The sequence below is a fragment of the Thermococcus sp. LS1 genome (assembly GCF_012027395.1).
GTDB lineage: Archaea > Methanobacteriota_B > Thermococci > Thermococcales > Thermococcaceae > Thermococcus.
Map to the genome: position 1 here is coordinate 522,971 of NZ_SNUJ01000001.1, position 17,056 is coordinate 540,026.

A 17,056-nucleotide genomic window follows, 5' to 3' on the forward strand; every position below is an offset into this window, starting at 1 on the left:
AGCGTTTTCGAGCTGAGTTTAAAAAGTAATCGCACTCACAGTCTGCCCAGGAACTTCAGGATGTATATCTTTGTTCTCACATCGAAAATAGAGCCGAGAACATCTTGGAGATTGCCCGTCATCGTGGGGTTAAGCTTGAAGGCCCTGAGTACATCCTTTCCACCCGTTCTGTCACCGCTGAACAGCTTTAGAATGCCTATCTGGAGAAGGTGGTAGCTCAAAACTTGAGGGTCATGCCTTATGTCCCCATGCGCCTCTATCATTCTGTACCTGCCGGCCAGATATTTGGCAAAGGAGAACTGGCCAGTGTGTATAGAGTAGTTCACGAGCGGCTTGTCGATAGCCTCGAAGAGACATATTCTCGACATCCTGAGCCACATATCCCAGTCCTCGCACGTTGGGAAGCTCATTCTGAATAGACCCGCCCGTTTGAAGCACTCCCTTCTCACCATAATCGTTGACGTTCCCGTTATGTTGTCCTTCAGCAGGTGACGGTAAACGTTACCCCTAGCCTTTGGCTTTTTGGTTCCAAGGATTTTGTTTCTCTCGAGATAGTAGTAGTTGAAGGCAGTGTATATGAGGCCGTAGGTGGAAGGTATGCTCCTAAAAAGCTCCATCTGGAGTTCGAGCTTTTCCGGAAGCCACTGATCATCGTCATCCAGAAAGGCTATGTACTCTCCCCGCGCTTTCTTAACGCCGAGGTTCCTCGCGTCGGCTATCCCCTTTCCTCTCTGCGGAATGTAGCGAAGCCTTCCATCCCCGTACGAGCGTACGAGTTCCCTCGTTGAATTGCTTCGCGCACCGTCTATTACGAGAACTTCGAAGTCGTCGAATCCCTGGCTTAGAACGCTTTCAATAGCCCGCGTTAAGAGCTTGTTTCGGTTATATGTGGGGATAACGATGGAAACAGCTGGCCTCACTTGGCCACCCCCTTGCCTGCGAAGAGGCTTAGGTGTTTGACTATGAGCTTTTTGGCGATATTCCTGAACTCTTCTTCGTTTTCCGCGTTTATTTCTTCAAAGCACCAGTCCTCAACGTTGAAGACAGCCGTGCCATCCCTGTGGTAGAGCTTCAGCCTGTACTTCTCAAGCTCTTGGACGAGCTCCTTTTTATCCTTCGCCAGATTTGGATACGGATAGTGAGTGCCAAAACTCTCTGCTATGGCGTACTCTGATGTAAGACTGAACTCCTTGCCTTGAATAGTGCTTAAAATTAGGGATTTTATCCTTGCAAGGCTGATGTATCCGTTTTCCTTCTCGGGGGGTTCTTCATTGGGCAATCTGATGAGAAGAGGAACTCTTAAAAGCTCGTCATGGAGAAAAACGCCGTGCCCGAGCTTTCCCCCATATTCCCCGAGCAACTGGCCGTGGTCGCTGGTCACTATGGTTATGGAGTTCTCGAGTATCCCCTTTTCCTGAAGGATACCGAGCATCTCCACGAGTCTTTTTTCAAGGTATTTAACCTGTTCTGGATACCCTTTCCTCCACTTCTCCACCAGCTCGGGCTCTTCCCCGAGGAGTCTGTTGACTACGGGGGCATCTGTGAACCCTTCAAAGAGGGAGTAGGGCTCGTGGACTTCCATCAGGTTGATGAAGATGTAGGATGGAGCCTTAAAGTTGAGTTCCCTGAGGAGTTCGTTCGTAACTTTTGCACCCTTGTCCTTTGGCCACCCTTCACCATACCTGCTTAGAATTCTCCAGAGGACTTTGAAGGGCAGGACGAACTTCTTCTCCTTCATCAGGGCTTTGACAAGTTCCAGCCCATTTTTGGGCTGATACTTTTTGAGCACCCTGTTAAGCTCCTCTCTGTCCCGATCCTCGATGAGGGGCTTTAGCGTGTCGTGGAATTCGGAAAAGCCCTTTATCCCAAAGTCTGGCCCGATAAAGAAGTTTGCAGTGAAGAGGTATGTCGTATATCCGAGGGAAGCTAAAACCTCATGCAGGTACGTCCCATCCTCCCTGAACCTCACATCGGGCACTTTCCTCTTCTTGCCCTCGTGCACCCCATGATATATAGGGTACAGACCGGTAAACATCGATGCATGACTCGGGATAGTCCATGGTGAGGGAGCTATTGCGTTCTCGTATCCTGTGAATCCGAACTCCCTAACCAATTTATCCTCTATCCCATTGGAGTAGTCCTTTCTGAGGGTATCAAGGACTATTATGATTACATGGGGTTTATCCACGGAGGCCACTCTCCTTAACGGGGACCTCTCGCGCGGCGGTCTTTATCCTCTTCAGCTTCTCGAGATTGCTCATGAAGGAAAGGTCGCGCCTTATCATCTTCCGGAGGTCTCCGTTCTCAATTCTCCTCTCCCCAGCTTTAAACGCTTTTAGGTATCCAGCTATGAGACCGTAGGCTTTTACTGGATTCTCCAGCATGAGAAAAGCTGCCCTTGCGAGTATAGAGGTAAACGCGGCGCCGAGCTTGTAGTTTGACCACCCGAGCATCTCGTAACCTCTCAAAAAGCCGAATCTGCCCTCTGTTTCCCTGAGCTGAACTGCGATTGCATCCACTACCTGTCCCGTCTCCCATCCAAGGAACCTCGCGAGGTAATGGGATATCGTGTCCGGACTCGGGCCCCTTCTGTATCCTCCGACCTCTCTAAAGCACTCCCTTCTGAAAAGCCTTGGGCTTCCTTTTGGTCTCTTTGGGTCGGTGCCCTCCCATACCAAGCGGCCGTTCCTGATGTAGTACCCTCCCCCGCTCACTATTCCGAGTCTGTTGTTTTTGTGGAACGCGTCAATCAGCTTTTCAAAAAACCTTCTCTCGAGGATGAAGTCCGCGTCGAGAACTCCGATGTAGCCAAAGACTGTTCCTCGCTCCATGGCCATTTTGAGTGCATGTCTGAATCCCTTTCTAACGACAACGGAATACCTGTATCTGAGGTCATAGCCGGTGACTTTGTCCTTGAGGTGGAGGACTTCAATCCAGTTGAACTCTCTTGAGAGCTCTTCCGCTATCTCCCCCGTCCTGTCCGTGCTGTTGTCATTCACAATAAGCCACAGCTTTGGCTTAACGCTTTGGTTGATGACGCTCTTGGCTAACAGGGGCAGATTTTTTTCCTCGTTTTTTGCGGGAGTTACGATGATGTATCCATTTGTTCGGGAGCTTCTCAGTTTTTTCACTTCCTCCCCTCCGCCTTCTCAACGACCAGCTTAAACAAATCTTGGGGCTTCTCTATAAGTTCCCCAGTATTGCTGCTGAAAAAGCCGTGGTCGGAGTGGTCTCCACCGCGCGGGTCGCCGGGAATTGGCTCCATTCCATGGTCAGAAATTATGTAGAGCACATCACCTTCGTCCAGCTTCTCTGAGACCTCTTTGACAAGCTTGTTCACATCAAAGTAGAGGTTCATCAGCTTTAGCTTTTTCCTGATGTAGAAGTGGGAAATCTCGTCGAGGAAGGGTGTATACCAGAAAATGAGCTCGTAGTTCCCATCAAGCGCCTCAAAGAGAGCCCTTCTATCCTGCTCGTAAGTCCTCATTGCGTATTCCACGAGGGGTTTGAGGTTCCCCCTTATGGCTTCTCTCATAGCGGCTTTTGTCTCCGGATTCGACACGTTTCTTCCGTAGGATGGGACGCCATTCGTCCAGGTCTTGTCGAAGTAGTCGAAGATGGTCTTATACTTCCGTGTCCTGAGCAGGTAGTCGTAGGTCTGTTCAAAAGGGTTGGGAGCCAGCAGGTTTCCAATCTTCCGCCTGAGGTTCTTCGGCAGTATCTTAGCCCCAATTTTAACATAAATAGGCTTTTTAACGTCCTTCGCAATGGCCGTCTCCTGGGCTATGAACTTCTGCCTCTTGACGAAGGGTTCCTCTATTTCAGGAACCTTTCTGCCGGTGAGCATGGAGGCCCATATTGGAGGAGTGACTATGACCTTGAAGTCTGAAAGATCCGTCTTGGTATAGGCCCTTTGTTTGAGGTGCTTGAGATTCCACTCTTCAACGAGGTTGTATTCGAGCCCGTCTATCCCGAGTATGACTATCCTTCCCATCGTCAGTTCCCCCGGTTTACCCAGAAGTTTACCTCTCCCTTCTTAATCCTGTTTCGGTTTGAGAGGGCAAGCCACATGGCTTCGATCATGTAGATGATCTTGAGAGCTTTCTCCTTCTTGAAGCCGGAAGTCACGAAGAGTATGGAGTGAAGCAGGAGGTCTCCAATCCTGCCAAGAACGTAGATGGTCTTGTTTCTAGCGTTCTGCTCGAAGAGCTTGTAGAACAGATAGAGATGATAGACCTGCCTCATGGTTTCGAACTGCTTTGATGGGAGCCTTCCCGCCGGAGCCTCCTGATGCACCAGCCTTGCGTGGGGAGTCTGGTAGAGCGAACCCGGAAAGAGCTTGTGAACTCTGTATGAGAAGTCCTTGTCCTCCCCTATTGCGTACCTCTTGAGGTGCTCGTCGAATTCGAGACTTTTAAAGACTTCTCTCCGGTAGGACATGTTCGTTCCGCTGAAGCTCTCTCGCCTTATCACCCGGGTAACACGGTAGGGGAGAACCTCAAAGAGTGAGGGGAGTTGTTTGTGAACATCGACCTCGTAGTAGCCGCGCTGGAGGAGCCACCAGAGGAACTTCAGAAAACCGAACCTGATGAGCGGGTTGTTTGGGTTTATCCTGTTGGTTATAAAACCCTGAACACCCATGGCGTTTGGGTATTCCTTATACACCTTGATGAGGTTCTCTATGTAGTCTCTCTCAAGAACGACGTCGTCGTCGAGGAAGAGGAGTATCTCTCCCTTTCCGAGCTTTGCTCCCGTGTTCCTGGCATGGGGCAGGCTGGCACCCGGGAGGGGAATATGCTTCACGGCGATTCCGGCGTCTCGCATTTTCTTGAAGATGTCATCGAACTCCTCCTTCACCTTCTCCCACGAACCATCGAAGCTGCCGTTGAGGACGATGATCTCCGTAGGGTGGACTGTCTGTTCAATTATGGACTCGAGGCACTCTTTGAACTCTCTGGGACGTTTGTAGAGTGTTGATATGATAACTGATACGGACATGGACATCACTATCAAAATGAGAACCCTGGAACGATTTAAAAAGATAGCTAAGCGGATGTCGCAAACTATTTAAGCAGCCCCCGTTAACGCATGTTTCGAGTGTCATCGGAGGGAGAAAACTGATGGGACCGCTCTCGTTCCTTGCTTCTAGAACCAATTATACCCTCGATTTAATCACCGCGCGCCTACACGATTTTAGAATCGAGGACACCATAGTAATCTCTGGAACTCCCCGTTCTGGCTCCACGTGGCTCATGGAGCTTCTGGAGTCCATTCCAGAATACAAATCCGTCTTCGAGCCATTTCACCCCTCATGGTATCCCGAGTTCAGGAAGCTTGGCATACCCTACGACCCCTACGTTCCCACACAGGAGGACTACCCGAAGCTGAGGGCATATTTGGAGAAGGTTTTTACCTGCCGTGTCCACGCCCGCTTTCCCTACATGCAGTACCTTAGATTGGGGACCATAATCCGCCGTTTCAAGGCATCCAAGCTCGTTGTTAAGTTTGTCAGGGCAAACACAATGCTTCCATGGATAGCAAATACATTCAATCTGCGGGCTACCTACTTCATAATCAGACATCCCTGCGCCACGATAGCCTCCCAGCTCGCCACGGGCTTCTTCTCGAAGATAACCGTAGAGCAGCTCCTGAACGAGGTCAACAAGGTTCCAGAGCTTGCGGAGAATGAGGAGCTTGTCACGCGTCTGAGAGGGATCAATTCCGAGATAGAGCGTCTGGCCGCCATCTGGGCCTTTGAAAACTACATTCCTCTGGCCTCTAAGAAGCCGTATCCATGGTACACTGTGATTTATGAGCGTCTCGTTGTGAATCCGGAGGGGGAGCTGAAGGCAATTTTTGGATACATCGGAGAGGAAGTGCCAGAGGGGGCCATAAAGCGGATAAAAACGCCCAGCAAAGTAACCAGGAAGACCTACGGAAGGGACTACATAGGCACCCTCAGGCAGCTGATAAAGTGGCGCGAAAAACTTAGCGAGAGGCAGGTTGAGGACATCCTGAAGGTAGTCTCGTGGTTTGGCATGGACTTCTACACGGAGGAGCCGGAGCCGGACTACGATGCTCTCATGAAATGGGAATCTTCTGGGGGTAGATGAATATGGATTCATCTCATGTTATTTTTATCATGCTTGATACACTTCGAAAAGATTATGGGAAGGTTATTGAGGATTCTCTATCTCAACTTGGATTTGTTTCTTATGACTGGGCGATAACACCCGCCCCGTGGACACTTCCAGCTCATGCATCAATATTCAGTGGCCTTTATCCTGCGCTTCATGGTGCTCATGAGACTAGAGATAAGAAGAATTTTGAAGTGAGATTTAAAGGTCCAAATTCGTTACTCCAGTCTCTGGATGAAATGGGATATAAAACACACCTTCTGAGTGCTAATATGTTTATTCGGCCCGAGTTTGGATTTTCAGATTTTTATGAATTTTATGATATCTATCCCTCGCGTCCTTTCTCTCTTCTCTCTAGGGATGAAAAGTTATATCTTCAGAAGCTCATGAGTGATGTTAACGGAGATACTATCAAGGTTATCTGGCGTTTATTTCATAACAGCAAATATAAGCTCCTGCTTAAAATTCCTCCAAACTTAATACTATCCCGGCTCCATAGGTACTACAAAATGAGTGTCCAAGGGTGGCCAATAGAGAAAGGTTCTAGAAAGGCTGTTAAATTAATTAAATCTTTTAAATTTGATGACCCGACTTTTGTTTTTATGAATCTTATGGAAGTCCATCAACCTCTATTTGTCAATAAATCTTTTTCATACTATCTGAATCTACGGGAAAGAGCCATAGACGACCGCACTGCTCAGGAGTGGCACAAAAAATACTATAAAGCAACCAGATATCTTGAGAGGCAGCTTAACCAGCTGTTTTCGATTCTAAAGGACAAGGGGATATTTGACGAAGCCTTCATCATCGTGCTCAGTGATCATGGTGAACTCATCGGGGAGCGTGGGAAGATACTCCATGGGACGTTCCTCTATGATGAACTCCTTAGGGTCCCCCTGATGATAAAGTATCCCTCCTCATGGGATGTAGAGATAGAAAAGCGCGAAGGCTACGTAAGCCTGACCTCCTTGGCATCCTTCCTAATAGGGCTTCTCAAGGGTCAAGTTCACTCGGATGGAGAGCTGTACTCAGAGACGGTTTTCGCTGAATCGTACGGTGTGTCAAATCCCATAGATCCTTCCCTACTTTCAGAGGCTGAGAAGATTCGCTACTCAGAACTCAACAGATACCGGATAGCAGTGTATCACAGAGGTTTTAAAGGGGTGTTTAACATCGCTGACTGGAGATTTGAGGAAGTAGTCTCTTACAAGGGCGATATCGAACCTACCGAGGCAGACATTAAGAATCTAAAGAAGGAAGTCGTTAGGTTCCTGAAGATGTCAACCTCTGCAAAGATTCCAAGAATCAAACTCTAATGAATCGTTCCAATATTTTCCTAAGCCACTTGAGGTTGATTCCAAGCTTTTTCTCTACCGCTGCTAGGAGCTCGATGTCCTCCTTCTCGACGCTCCTGAGGACTAGTATCAGCGCGAAATAAACAACAAAGAAGACCAGCAGAACACCCAGCGCGGCCCATATGCTGGAGACGGATACGTTGGCGAGTTTGAGAATGACGATAATACCAATTCCAACAAGGAGTTGCTTGAGGTAGCTCCCGCTGAATGGGTGTATTCCTGTCTTCTTGTAGAGCCATGAGGTGCGGAATATGTTCGCGATGATATACGAAACGGCAGTTGCCGTTGCCGCGCCCTCTATTCCATAGATTGGTATAAGGAGGACGTTGAGAACCACGTTGGCGACTGATGCGAAGAAGTTGCCGATGAGGTTGGCGTTCGTCTCCCCGATCACGGTAAGGCTCATTCCGTTGAGGCCCAACAGAGTGTGGAACATAAAGCCTGCCGCCAGAATCTGGAGCGTTAATGCGGCCTCCGCATACTTGGAGCCGAAGAACGTTGTTATGGTGACCTCTGGGAACATGAATATGAGTGCAAAGAGCGGAAACGTGAGCAGGAAGACCCATCTCGTCATTATCCTATATATTCTCTCCATCTCCTGGAGCTTCCTCTGGGCGAAGAATATCGTCGCTATCGGGATATAGAGGAAGCCCGCGGAGTTGAGGAATATTGGGAGGAGCCTTGCTATAGGTGCGGCTGCGTTGTAAAGTCCGACCACGTCCGAGTTGAGGTAATAGCCGAGCATTAGAGTGTCCGTCCAATTCATGATGTAACCCAAGATTCCGGTGAGCATGAGGGGGAACGAGAACAGGACGAGCTCCTTTGCCAGCTTCGGTTTGAAGATCAGCCTCCGCGGTAGAATCTTGAGCTTAATTGTCTCGAGGGTGAGGGCCAGAAAGCTGGCCGCCTGGGAAAGGACGTAGGCCGCGAAGATTCCAGAGAGGCCCCATCCCATAAAAAGGGCCAGCACTGTGAGGAGAAGGAAAATCAGGGGCATGAGTAGATTTTGATAGTAGAACTTCTCCCTTACCCTTCCAAATCCTCTGGAGATAGCAACGAGGATCGTTAGCAGTGCCCAGAATGGCAGGGAAAGCGCCGCTATTCTGAGGGTGGATGAAAGAAGGCTCTCGTTGAACAGGGGGGAGAGATACGGTGCTGAAAGCACCATGATGATTGTCAGAATCGTTGAGGTTACGGTAACCATTATAAACGCGGTGGAAACGAGTTCAGGAACCCTCTGCGGCTCGTTTTTCCTGTATCTGGAGAGCTCCCTCGGGAGGCCGTTAGCGAAGCCGAGGAGGGCAAGGGTTATGCCTATGTTAAGAATCGTCAGGGTGAGTGAGAACACTCCATACTGGCTCCTATCAAGGGACCTTGCTATCAGAGCCCTCGTCAGAAAGCCCAGTAGCATCGAGAGTACGGTCCCCGCGAACACTATCCCTGTGCCCCTGGCTATTCTCTGCAGTGCCCAGTTGACTTCGTCCAAATTCCTCACCTGTTGAGGATGGTGAAGACGCCTATCAGCAGGATTATGATGTTTATCGCCCTTTTAAGCTTCTCCCTGTCTGCCATCGTGTTCACGTGAGTTCCAAAATAAACGCCGGGCAGAGTACCGAGGATCAGCGCAGCCGCGAGGTGGTAATCCACGCTTCCTAGGAAGGCATAGTTGAGGAAGCTGAAGGTCGAGAGGGCTAACCCGTAGACTATCGTAACGCCGACAACTTCTTTCGGGTCGAGCCTTGCCACGTTCATCAGCGTAAAGCTCACTATGACGCCAGCTCCGACGGAGGTGAACTGCACGGTAAGTCCAACGATGAAGCCTAGGAGATAAACGTAAGCCCACCTCGGCTTTATCGGAACGTGGAGCTCACCCTTGAGAAGGCTCAGAACTGCGCTGATGACCAGAATAAGGCCGAGGAGAAGTGTGAGGTAGTCGTTGAGGATCTCCTTGTTTATCTCCCTGAGTATCAGTCCACCAAGGGCTATCGCGGGCAGGCTTCCTGCGAAAAGCCTCAGTGATACGTCATACCTTATCCTGCCCCTCCTGTGGTGGAAGAAGACACCAAAAATCCGCGTTACGGTGGCGTAGAGCAGGTCTGTGCCTACCGCTATAAGCGGCTCCACGCCGAGGAAGATAAGGGAGGGGGTCATTAGAGCTCCCCCACCTACGCCGGTTAACCCGACGAGGAAGCCCACGAGGAGGCCCAGACCGACGAAGATTATCAGCTCCTCCATGCCCCTCCCCCGTGGGCGTCACGGCAGGTACCCAAGCTCCCTGGCCTTCTGAATAACGAGTTCAACTTCTTCCTCAGGCGTCATCTTCGAGCTGTCCACCTTTACCTCCGGGTTCTCGGGTTCTTCGTAAACGCCATCGTAGCCGGTGAGACCCTTTATCTCGCCGCGCAGGGCTTTTGCATAGAGCCCCTTCGGGTCGCGCTGTATTCTGACCTCCAGCGGGGCGTAGACGTAGACCTCTATGAAGTTTCCTATCTCCTTCCTTGCGTGCTCTCTAACTGCCCTATACGGAGAGATCAACGAGACTATCGCTATAACGCCGTTTCTTGAGAGGAGCTTGGCCATATGGATGACGATTCTGTTGTGCATCTCCCTCGCTTCCTTAGAAAAGCCGAGCTCCGGATAGAGCGTCTTCCTTATCGTATCGCCGTCGAGTATTTCCACGCGGTAGCCCATTTCTCTGAGTTTCTTGGCAAGTTTGACAGCTAGAGTAGTCTTTCCGGCACCGCTCGGCCCCGTGAGCCAGATCGTAAAGCCCTTCTCTAGGTTCCTTAACTCGGACATTTCAACTCTCCCCCATTTCAGTGGTCAAAATTTGGGAACTCAGAGGATACTCCTCCCATGCATTCCCGCCAGCGGCTCCTCTATTCCAAAGAGCCTGAGCACCGTCGGCGCGAAGTCGTAGATGGTCAGCTGGGTGTGCTTTGACTCGTCCATGCCCGGCAGGTACATGGAAAACACTCCAAGCTCCGAGTGGTTCGCATCGTCAGGCCCGGTGTCGTTCTCAGGTAAATAGTTGCTCGGGTGGCCGAGGGTCCCTGCTGCTCTCCAGTTGAGGTTGTCGAAGTAGACCATAATGTCAGGCTTGCTTCCCTTTGCGACGGGGTAGATGTCCTCAGGGTAGAAGACCTTCGTGTCCCACTTCTCGCCGTTCGGGCCGCGTATGGACTTTATCATCTCCGCAACCTCATCGCGGACGCTTTCGAACTTTGATAGGGGTATTCTGCCCTCCTTCTCCCTTCCGAGGACGTTGAGGAAGACACGCGAGTAGTAGCCGCCCCATCCCCAGGCCGTGCTCTCCTTCCAGTCCACGTCCAGCTGCTCGAAGCGGATTACCTTACCGCTGTGGATAACCTCCGGGTTCCTGACCTTCAGCAGGCCCTCTTCGATGAGCCACTGGTTGACGGCGAAGTTGCCGTGCATGCCTTTTATGCCGTGGTCGGAAACTATAAAGACGGCCGTCTCGTCGAGGTCTATGAGCTTGAGCGTCTCGCCTATCTCCTTATCCAGTAGCTTGTAGTAGTCTGGAATGACGTTCTCGTATTTGTTTCCCTTCCCAGGGTAGAGGTGGTGGTTCTCGTCGAAGTAACGCCAGAAGGCGTGGTGAAGCCTGTCGAGGCCTATCTCGACGAAGTGGAAATAGTCCCACTCCTTCTCCTGAAGGAGGTAGCGGATAACCTCGAAGCGCTTCTCCGTCATCTCCCAGATGCCTTCCTTGACCTCGTCCTTGGCCTCTTTCCTGAAGGGGACGTCGAAGATGTACTCACCGACGAGCCTCTCTATCTCGCCTTTCAGCTCCTTCGGGTATGTGTAATCAACGCTCGCATCTGGTGTTATGAAGCAGCTAACTAGATGGCCCTTTATCGGCTTTGGCGGGTATGTTGGGGGGACACCAACGATTATCGACCTCTTCCCGCGCTCGCCGAGGTAGTCCCACACGGTCGGCTCCTTGACTTTCTTGCTGTGGGCTATCCAGTAGTCGGTGTAGCTGTAGCCCGTCCTGTGCCTGAAGCCGTAGAGACCGAGCTCGCCGGCAGTTTTGCCCGTGACCATGACCATCCACATGGGGATCGTGATCGCCGGGATACCCGTCTTCATGGGGCCGTAAATTGAGCGCTCAAGGAGCCTCCTGACGTTGGGCATGTCGTCAAGAAAGCGCCCGAAGAGGAGCTCCGGCGGGGCCGAGTCAAGGCCTATCACAAAGACCTTCTTGGTCTCCGTCATACCCTCCCTAATCTTCTTCTCAAACTCCATACTTCTCACCCCAGGTATTCCTCAACGATTTTGAGCGCGTCTTCGATTTTATCCCTCTCACATACGCAACCGAGGACTTCCCTCTTGCCCCCGGCATTCGTTCCGAGGACGCGGAGCCTCTCAATGACTTCTGCCATGTTTATCCTTTCGGCTTCCTCCTTCGAGACCCTGAAGTAGAGCTGAGCCTTCCCGTGGAAGTTCTTATTGACAACGACGGCACCTCTAAAGCCCATTTCCCAGACGAGCCTCCGTGCAACCTTGGAGATTATGTTAAACGGACTCTCGAACTCGACTATCGCGAAGCCGTTCCTCTCAGCCACGCTTGAGAGGGCTTCCTCTATTGTGCGTCTTATCTCATCCGCTCGCTTCACCCACGGCTCATATTCAAGGAGCTCTTTAGTTTCTTGACTGAGCAGAACTGCAACGGCATCTTCAACGGCTTCTCTGTCCACGGCTATGTAGTTCGAGTCCATCAGCTCGACGAGCCTTAAAGCTTCCTCCCGTGATAGGCCTTCCCTGTCGAGGAGCTCATTAACGCGAGGAATCTCAAAAGCCCTCTCTCCGATGTCGCCGACTACGCCAAGGGCGCTCCAGGCGTTCCAGAGGCCGAAGTACTCGGAAACCACCAGCGAGGCGGATGGATAATATTCACCGTCGAGTGAGGGGTTAATCTGCTTGACCTTCGGGTTCCTTATCCTCGGCTGCGTGTGATGGTCTATGAAGAGTGTTTCGACGTTTACCTTCTCCACCTCACCCGGAACGTTGAAGTCCATCACGTAGAGCTTTTCAGCCCCTTCTATTGCCTTCCAGATCCTCTCATCGAAGCGGAACTCGCCTATTGGTGCTGTCATATTTGTGAATTCTTCTAAACAGAGTGCTCTGACGAGCAAAGCTGCTGAAGTTATTCCGTCCGTGTCCCAGTGATGAACTATTAGATGCACCTAACTCACCCCGCAAAAATAAAAGGAGCTCACTCCACGAAGGGCTTCTCAAAGCTCCTTATGACCTCGTAAACCTCGGGCCTCATCATGTATTCTGGCGGCTGCTCGCCGGCCATTATCATCTTCCTGAGCTTGGTGCCGCTGATTCTGACGTGGAACTCCTCCGGGTGCGGGCATATCTTGGCGTTAACCATTCCGCCGCACTTCCTGCAGTAGAAGGCTTCCCTGATGAACATCGGCGTTATGCCGAGGTCGGGGAAGTTGTCAAACATGTCCCAGGCCTCGTAGGGCCCGTAGTAGTCGCCGACACCCGCGTGGTCGCGTCCAACAATGAAGTGCGTTGCACCGAAGTTCTTTCTCATTATTGCGTGGTGTATGGCCTCTCTTGGGCCTGCGTAGCGCATCTCATAGCGCACTGTCGCCAGAGTTGCGGCGTTCTTCGGGTAGTAATGCTCAAACAGAACCTCGTAGGCCTTTATTATGACCTCGTCCCTGTAATCTCCTTTCTTCTTCTTTCCAAGGACGGGATTTATGAAGAGGCCGTCGACGAATGTGAGTGCTGCCTTCTGGACGTACTCATGGCCAAGGTGCGGCACGTTCCTCGTCTGGAACGCAACGATGGTCTTCCAGCCACGCTCCTTGAAGAGGATCCTCGTCTCGACGGGTCTGAGGGTGTACTTGGCGAAGGGGTTTGGAACTTCATTGAGGAGCTCTATCTCACCACCGACGAGGTATTCGCCCATGGAATAAACCTTGGCAACGCCCGGATGATTTGGATCGGTGGTCTTGAAGACTTTCTGGGCAAACTCTCTCTTGTCGTAGGTGTATATTTCCTCAACGTGCATCCTTGCAATAGGTATGTCTTCGTAGTAGAGCAAAACCGCGTCTCCCTCGTCAAAGGTCTTCTCCATAACGTCGAGCACTATCGGAATAGTCCAAGGGGTATCATCGCTCAGACGCATGTGGTCGAGTACACTTTGGAAATCATCGCTTGTGAGAAAGCCTTTCAGGGGAGAATAGACACCATGGGCGATGTTCTCGAGGTCTATCGCCCTTCCGTGGTCGATCTTAACGGAGGGATACTCCTTCTGCTCGCTCAGAATTCTCTCGCGGGTTCTCTCCGCGACGAGCCTTCTGACTAACTTGCCTCCGTGGGGCTTCGAGACCATGCTACCACCTCAAAAATTTAGGGAATCAGTCGAGGTAGCCCAGAGCCCTGAGCCTCTCTTTGACCTTCTCCTCTTCTTCCTCTGTGAAGACTTCTTCCTTCTCCTCCTCTTCGAGGCTCGCCAGAACCTCGCGGAGGACGTAGGTAACGTAGTCTGAGACGGAAGTGAATCCGGTGCCCTCTATCCTCTTCTTAATCTTGTCGTAGAGGGGCTTTGGTATGGAAACGGTTGTGTACTTCTTTTCGTCAGCCATCCGATACACCTCCAGCCTTTAATGATATTTAATGACATTTAATTAAATTTCATTAAGGCGTATAAGGCTTTCGGTGAGGGAGGGGTATCTTTAAAACCCTCCGGACGTATGTTATGCTGCGATGATGATTGATGGGCGAACCGAGTGGTGAGGAAGGAAAGGTGATCGCTGAGCATACCTTTTTAAGGCCCATCCTCCCACTTTTTCTGGGATGATGATTTCAGCCTTGCCTGAGGCTTGTGATGAGGGAGTGACGGACTGACCGTTGACCTTATTTTTATGGCAGTTTAATTAGGAGGCCCGAATAAAATTGGAAAACCTAATAAAGTTTGGCGGAAATTCTATGCACGGTAACGTTTAAGTATTGTGTGCATATGCACAAAAATAGGTGATACGATGAGGGATGTCTATAAGCCCATCTGGGTTAGCATCGTCGGCAACGTCCTGTTAGCGCTCATCAAAATCATCGTGGGTCTCTGGTACTCCAGTATAGCACTTATATCGGACGGCGTTCACTCGCTCTCGGACGTTGTAACGAGCGTTATTGGCTACTTCGGCATAAGGATATCCTCAAAGCCACCGGACGAGAGTCACCCCTTTGGTCATTCCCGCTTTGAACCCTTGGTGGCGTTTCTCATCGGTGAAGGCCTTGTTATAGTTGCCTATGAGATTGGTAGGGAGGCTTTTTTTAGAATGCTTTACGGAAGCATTGTGGAGGTAAATTCCATTATGCTTGCCATCACGATTCTTTCAATCCTTGCGAAGGAGGCCATGGCGCGCTATTCCCTCCACGTCGGCAAGAAGCTCAACAGCCAGATTTTAATAGCCGATGCCTACCACCACAGGAGCGACGCGCTGAGCAGCGTCGCAGTCTTCATTGGACTGGGAACTCAAAAGCTGGGCTTCGAATATGGTGATGCCCTGGCTGGTCTGGTGGTTGCGGTTTTCCTAGTTAAGGTTTCCTTTGATATCATTCTTGAGAATATCGGCTACCTCACAGGTCAGGCGCCCCCCTTCGAGCTCTGCGAAGAGATAAAGCGCAGAGCGCTGAGCGTTCCTAACGTCCTTGGTGTTCACGATTTGAGGGCGCACTACGTTGGGAGCAGGCTCCACGTCGAGCTGCACATAGAAGTCCCGCCCGAGCTTTCCCTGAAGGAGGCGCACGACGTAAGCGAGGAGGTCAAGAGAAGGATTGAGGAGATTCCAGAGGTCGATAGGGTCTTCGTGCATGTGGACATAAAGGGGGTTACAAAATAGCTGACAAATAAGAAAGAGAAAAGGATTAGTGGATTATTGCCCTGTTAAATCGTCTGAAGTGGGGCATATCCCCGTTCTTGGGTCGCATGGTGGAAGGCTTCCACTGCTATGGATATAAATATCTCCGTACATACCTGCCAGACTGTACTTGTTGTCCTTATATTGGAACTTGACTTTACTTGAATAGAAAGTTCCGTCCACATACTGGTTTTTGTACTCCTCTTTTAGTTGCAAGTTAAGATGAATTAGCGAGAACTCCGTGCTGTCAGTATTGAACCCAACTCCCATCGCCATGATGAACGGTGCAATTTCAAGGTTGTTGTAGTCAAGGGTTCCGAGTACCGCCGCCGACGCTGAGAAGAGGGGAATCGTGTTGGTGGACGACACGAAATCCACGTCGAGTTTTGTCAATCCCCCTGCTGGCTCTCGTGGGTCGTTGGCTCCCAGTAGCTGTGGACGAACCACATTGTCCTCTCTCCAATACCTCCATATTGGCTTGGCCACCCATGTTCCACGAACTTCTGTAGGCTCATGTCCTCTTCATCGGGCTTCCCAAGGATTACGTAGGCAACGTCGTCGAGTTTTTGGTAAACGAGACCGTCCCACCAGTAAAGCCTGTATTTTGCCAGCACGACGGTGCCCTTGATGCCTGCCCCTATTACCGAGGGATTGGAAATCTCCGAGCCCCAAATTGTGATGTGTGATTCCGGAATCGTAAGGTCTTCTGTGTTGATACTATAAGAAGTTCCTATTATCTCCGCTTCTGTAGAGGAGCTGCTACCTCCTTTTTGTACGGCCGCGGCTGCAGAGAAGATTAGTTCCAGGCTCTGGGTGGTCCTCTGCCGATACATTGTAGTTATGGTAATCCCGTTTATCTTGCTTGTGTCACCAGTGACTTGGAGGGCAACTAGGGGTATTATCGTGTTGGATTTTGAGACTATGGTTTTCTCCAACTTCCATACCAGGCAAACTTGGTAGCATGACCCAGTCCACGGATCACATTTCCAGTAGCACTGATCATAGTCAAAGCTTGGCGGCCAGTTTTCTGTGGTTGCTGAAATATTGTTGCCCTTAATCTTTTGGAGTTCTATTGATTTGAGCTTCTCCTCTATCTGGTTTTTGGTGTAGAGAATTTTAGAGCTCCCTCTGGGTAGCTTCACCTGAATGCTCCTCTTGTCGAGCACTTCTCCCACATTAATCGGCACGGCTTTTATGAAGTATTGCACGTTGTTGTTTTCATCTCGGAGGGTTCCCAAGAGCAGAAGTGATGCCGACACCGCTCTGGAATCGAGCTTGGCACTTTTCAAGTAAGAACCCCAGAGTTTCATTGCTTTAGTGAGCTGGCTGTAGCTTATTTTTATCTTATCCTGTCCTGAGAAAGTTCCAAGTTCCATCAGAGAACCGTTTGGAAGAAGGATTGACGCCGTAACTATTCCGTATCCCTTCTCCGGAAGCTCAATCTCAAGGCTGGGGTCGAGTATGAAGTTCCGCTTGTATTCAACCTTTGCTCCAAGGTACTCCTTGGAGTCTATTGGGATGTTATATACTGCAGCTCCCGAGGCTATGCTTCCCAAGAATAAAACTACTATTAGTACTATAATAGTTTTTTCATAGCATCACCTCAATATTACAATTCGGAATCGTTCTTAAAAACTTTTTGATAGTATAAAAAGAG

The 17,056-nt window shown here is 50.4% G+C and carries 17 protein-coding genes; 3 read left to right on the forward strand and 14 right to left on the reverse strand.

Annotated features, from left to right (window positions below; genetic code table 11):
- Positions 1-35 precede the first annotated feature (35 nt).
- The 5 genes from E3E26_RS02890 to E3E26_RS02910 are packed head-to-tail and all read right to left on the reverse strand — an operon-like array spanning position 36 to position 5,004.
- The gene (locus tag E3E26_RS02890; RefSeq protein WP_167899819.1) at positions 36-920 is read right to left on the reverse strand and encodes a glycosyltransferase; all 885 of its coding nucleotides are present in this window, start codon (positions 918-920) and stop codon (positions 36-38) included.
- Positions 917-2,197, reverse strand: a complete 1,281-nt coding sequence (locus tag E3E26_RS02895; protein WP_370520072.1) for a sulfatase-like hydrolase/transferase — start codon at positions 2,195-2,197, stop codon at positions 917-919. The genes E3E26_RS02890 and E3E26_RS02895 overlap by 4 nt, the downstream gene beginning before the upstream one ends.
- Positions 2,181-3,131: a glycosyltransferase family 2 protein gene (locus E3E26_RS02900; RefSeq protein WP_370520073.1), complete on the reverse strand. Its 951-nt coding sequence runs from the start codon at positions 3,129-3,131 to the stop codon at positions 2,181-2,183. The genes E3E26_RS02895 and E3E26_RS02900 overlap by 17 nt, the downstream gene beginning before the upstream one ends.
- Positions 3,128-3,994: an alkaline phosphatase family protein gene (locus E3E26_RS02905; protein ID WP_167899820.1), complete on the reverse strand. Its 867-nt coding sequence runs from the start codon at positions 3,992-3,994 to the stop codon at positions 3,128-3,130. Before E3E26_RS02905 ends, E3E26_RS02900 begins: the two co-directional genes overlap by 4 nt.
- A gap of 2 nt (positions 3,995-3,996) precedes the next feature.
- Positions 3,997-5,004 carry a glycosyltransferase family 2 protein gene (locus tag E3E26_RS02910; protein ID WP_167899821.1) on the reverse strand — a complete coding sequence of 336 codons (1,008 nt, stop codon included), beginning with the start codon at positions 5,002-5,004 and terminating at the stop codon, positions 3,997-3,999.
- A 116-nt stretch (positions 5,005-5,120) separates the two neighbouring features.
- Between E3E26_RS02910 and E3E26_RS02915 the strand changes: the two genes are divergently transcribed.
- Together E3E26_RS02915 and E3E26_RS02920 are read left to right on the forward strand one after the other, a co-directional pair.
- Positions 5,121-6,113, forward strand: coding sequence for a sulfotransferase (locus tag E3E26_RS02915; protein WP_167899822.1), 993 nt, complete (start codon positions 5,121-5,123; stop codon positions 6,111-6,113).
- Between the two features lie 2 nt (positions 6,114-6,115).
- Positions 6,116-7,453 carry a sulfatase-like hydrolase/transferase gene (locus E3E26_RS02920; protein ID WP_167899823.1) on the forward strand — a complete coding sequence of 446 codons (1,338 nt, stop codon included), beginning with the start codon at positions 6,116-6,118 and terminating at the stop codon, positions 7,451-7,453.
- On the opposite strand, the gene E3E26_RS02925 is transcribed toward E3E26_RS02920, so the two are convergent.
- The 7 genes from E3E26_RS02925 to E3E26_RS02955 are packed head-to-tail and all read right to left on the reverse strand — an operon-like array spanning position 7,443 to position 14,124.
- Positions 7,443-8,978, reverse strand: a complete 1,536-nt coding sequence (locus E3E26_RS02925; RefSeq protein WP_167899824.1) for a flippase — start codon at positions 8,976-8,978, stop codon at positions 7,443-7,445. The two genes, E3E26_RS02920 and E3E26_RS02925, sit on opposite strands and share 11 nt — an antisense overlap.
- A gap of 5 nt (positions 8,979-8,983) precedes the next feature.
- Positions 8,984-9,727 carry a sulfite exporter TauE/SafE family protein gene (locus E3E26_RS02930; RefSeq protein WP_167899825.1) on the reverse strand — a complete coding sequence of 248 codons (744 nt, stop codon included), beginning with the start codon at positions 9,725-9,727 and terminating at the stop codon, positions 8,984-8,986.
- An 18-nt stretch (positions 9,728-9,745) separates the two neighbouring features.
- On the reverse strand, positions 9,746-10,291 hold the full coding sequence (gene cysC, locus E3E26_RS02935; protein ID WP_167899826.1) for an adenylyl-sulfate kinase: 546 nt from the start codon (positions 10,289-10,291) through the stop codon (positions 9,746-9,748).
- Positions 10,292-10,330: 39 nt separating this feature from the next.
- Positions 10,331-11,761, reverse strand: coding sequence for an alkaline phosphatase family protein (locus E3E26_RS02940; protein ID WP_167899827.1), 1,431 nt, complete (start codon positions 11,759-11,761; stop codon positions 10,331-10,333).
- 5 nt (positions 11,762-11,766) lie between these two features.
- Positions 11,767-12,702 (reverse strand): DHH family phosphoesterase, encoded by a 936-nt coding sequence (locus E3E26_RS02945; protein ID WP_167899828.1) that lies wholly within the window; start codon positions 12,700-12,702, stop codon positions 11,767-11,769.
- Between the two features lie 29 nt (positions 12,703-12,731).
- The gene (gene sat, locus E3E26_RS02950; RefSeq protein ID WP_167899829.1) at positions 12,732-13,871 is read right to left on the reverse strand and encodes a sulfate adenylyltransferase; all 1,140 of its coding nucleotides are present in this window, start codon (positions 13,869-13,871) and stop codon (positions 12,732-12,734) included.
- Between the two features lie 25 nt (positions 13,872-13,896).
- Positions 13,897-14,124, reverse strand: a complete 228-nt coding sequence (locus E3E26_RS02955) for a ribbon-helix-helix domain-containing protein (RefSeq protein WP_012572670.1) — start codon at positions 14,122-14,124, stop codon at positions 13,897-13,899.
- A 396-nt stretch (positions 14,125-14,520) separates the two neighbouring features.
- Between E3E26_RS02955 and E3E26_RS02960 the strand changes: the two genes are divergently transcribed.
- Entirely contained in the window at positions 14,521-15,381 is an 861-nt protein-coding gene (locus tag E3E26_RS02960; RefSeq protein ID WP_167899830.1) for a cation diffusion facilitator family transporter, read from the forward strand.
- 33 nt (positions 15,382-15,414) lie between these two features.
- On the opposite strand, the gene E3E26_RS11125 is transcribed toward E3E26_RS02960, so the two are convergent.
- Together E3E26_RS11125 and E3E26_RS02965 are read right to left on the reverse strand one after the other, a co-directional pair.
- Positions 15,415-15,792, reverse strand: a complete 378-nt coding sequence (locus tag E3E26_RS11125; protein ID WP_240911623.1) for a hypothetical protein — start codon at positions 15,790-15,792, stop codon at positions 15,415-15,417.
- Positions 15,789-16,955 (reverse strand): hypothetical protein, encoded by a 1,167-nt coding sequence (locus E3E26_RS02965; RefSeq protein WP_240911624.1) that lies wholly within the window; start codon positions 16,953-16,955, stop codon positions 15,789-15,791. The genes E3E26_RS11125 and E3E26_RS02965 overlap by 4 nt, the downstream gene beginning before the upstream one ends.
- Between the last annotated feature and the right edge of the window lie 101 nt (positions 16,956-17,056).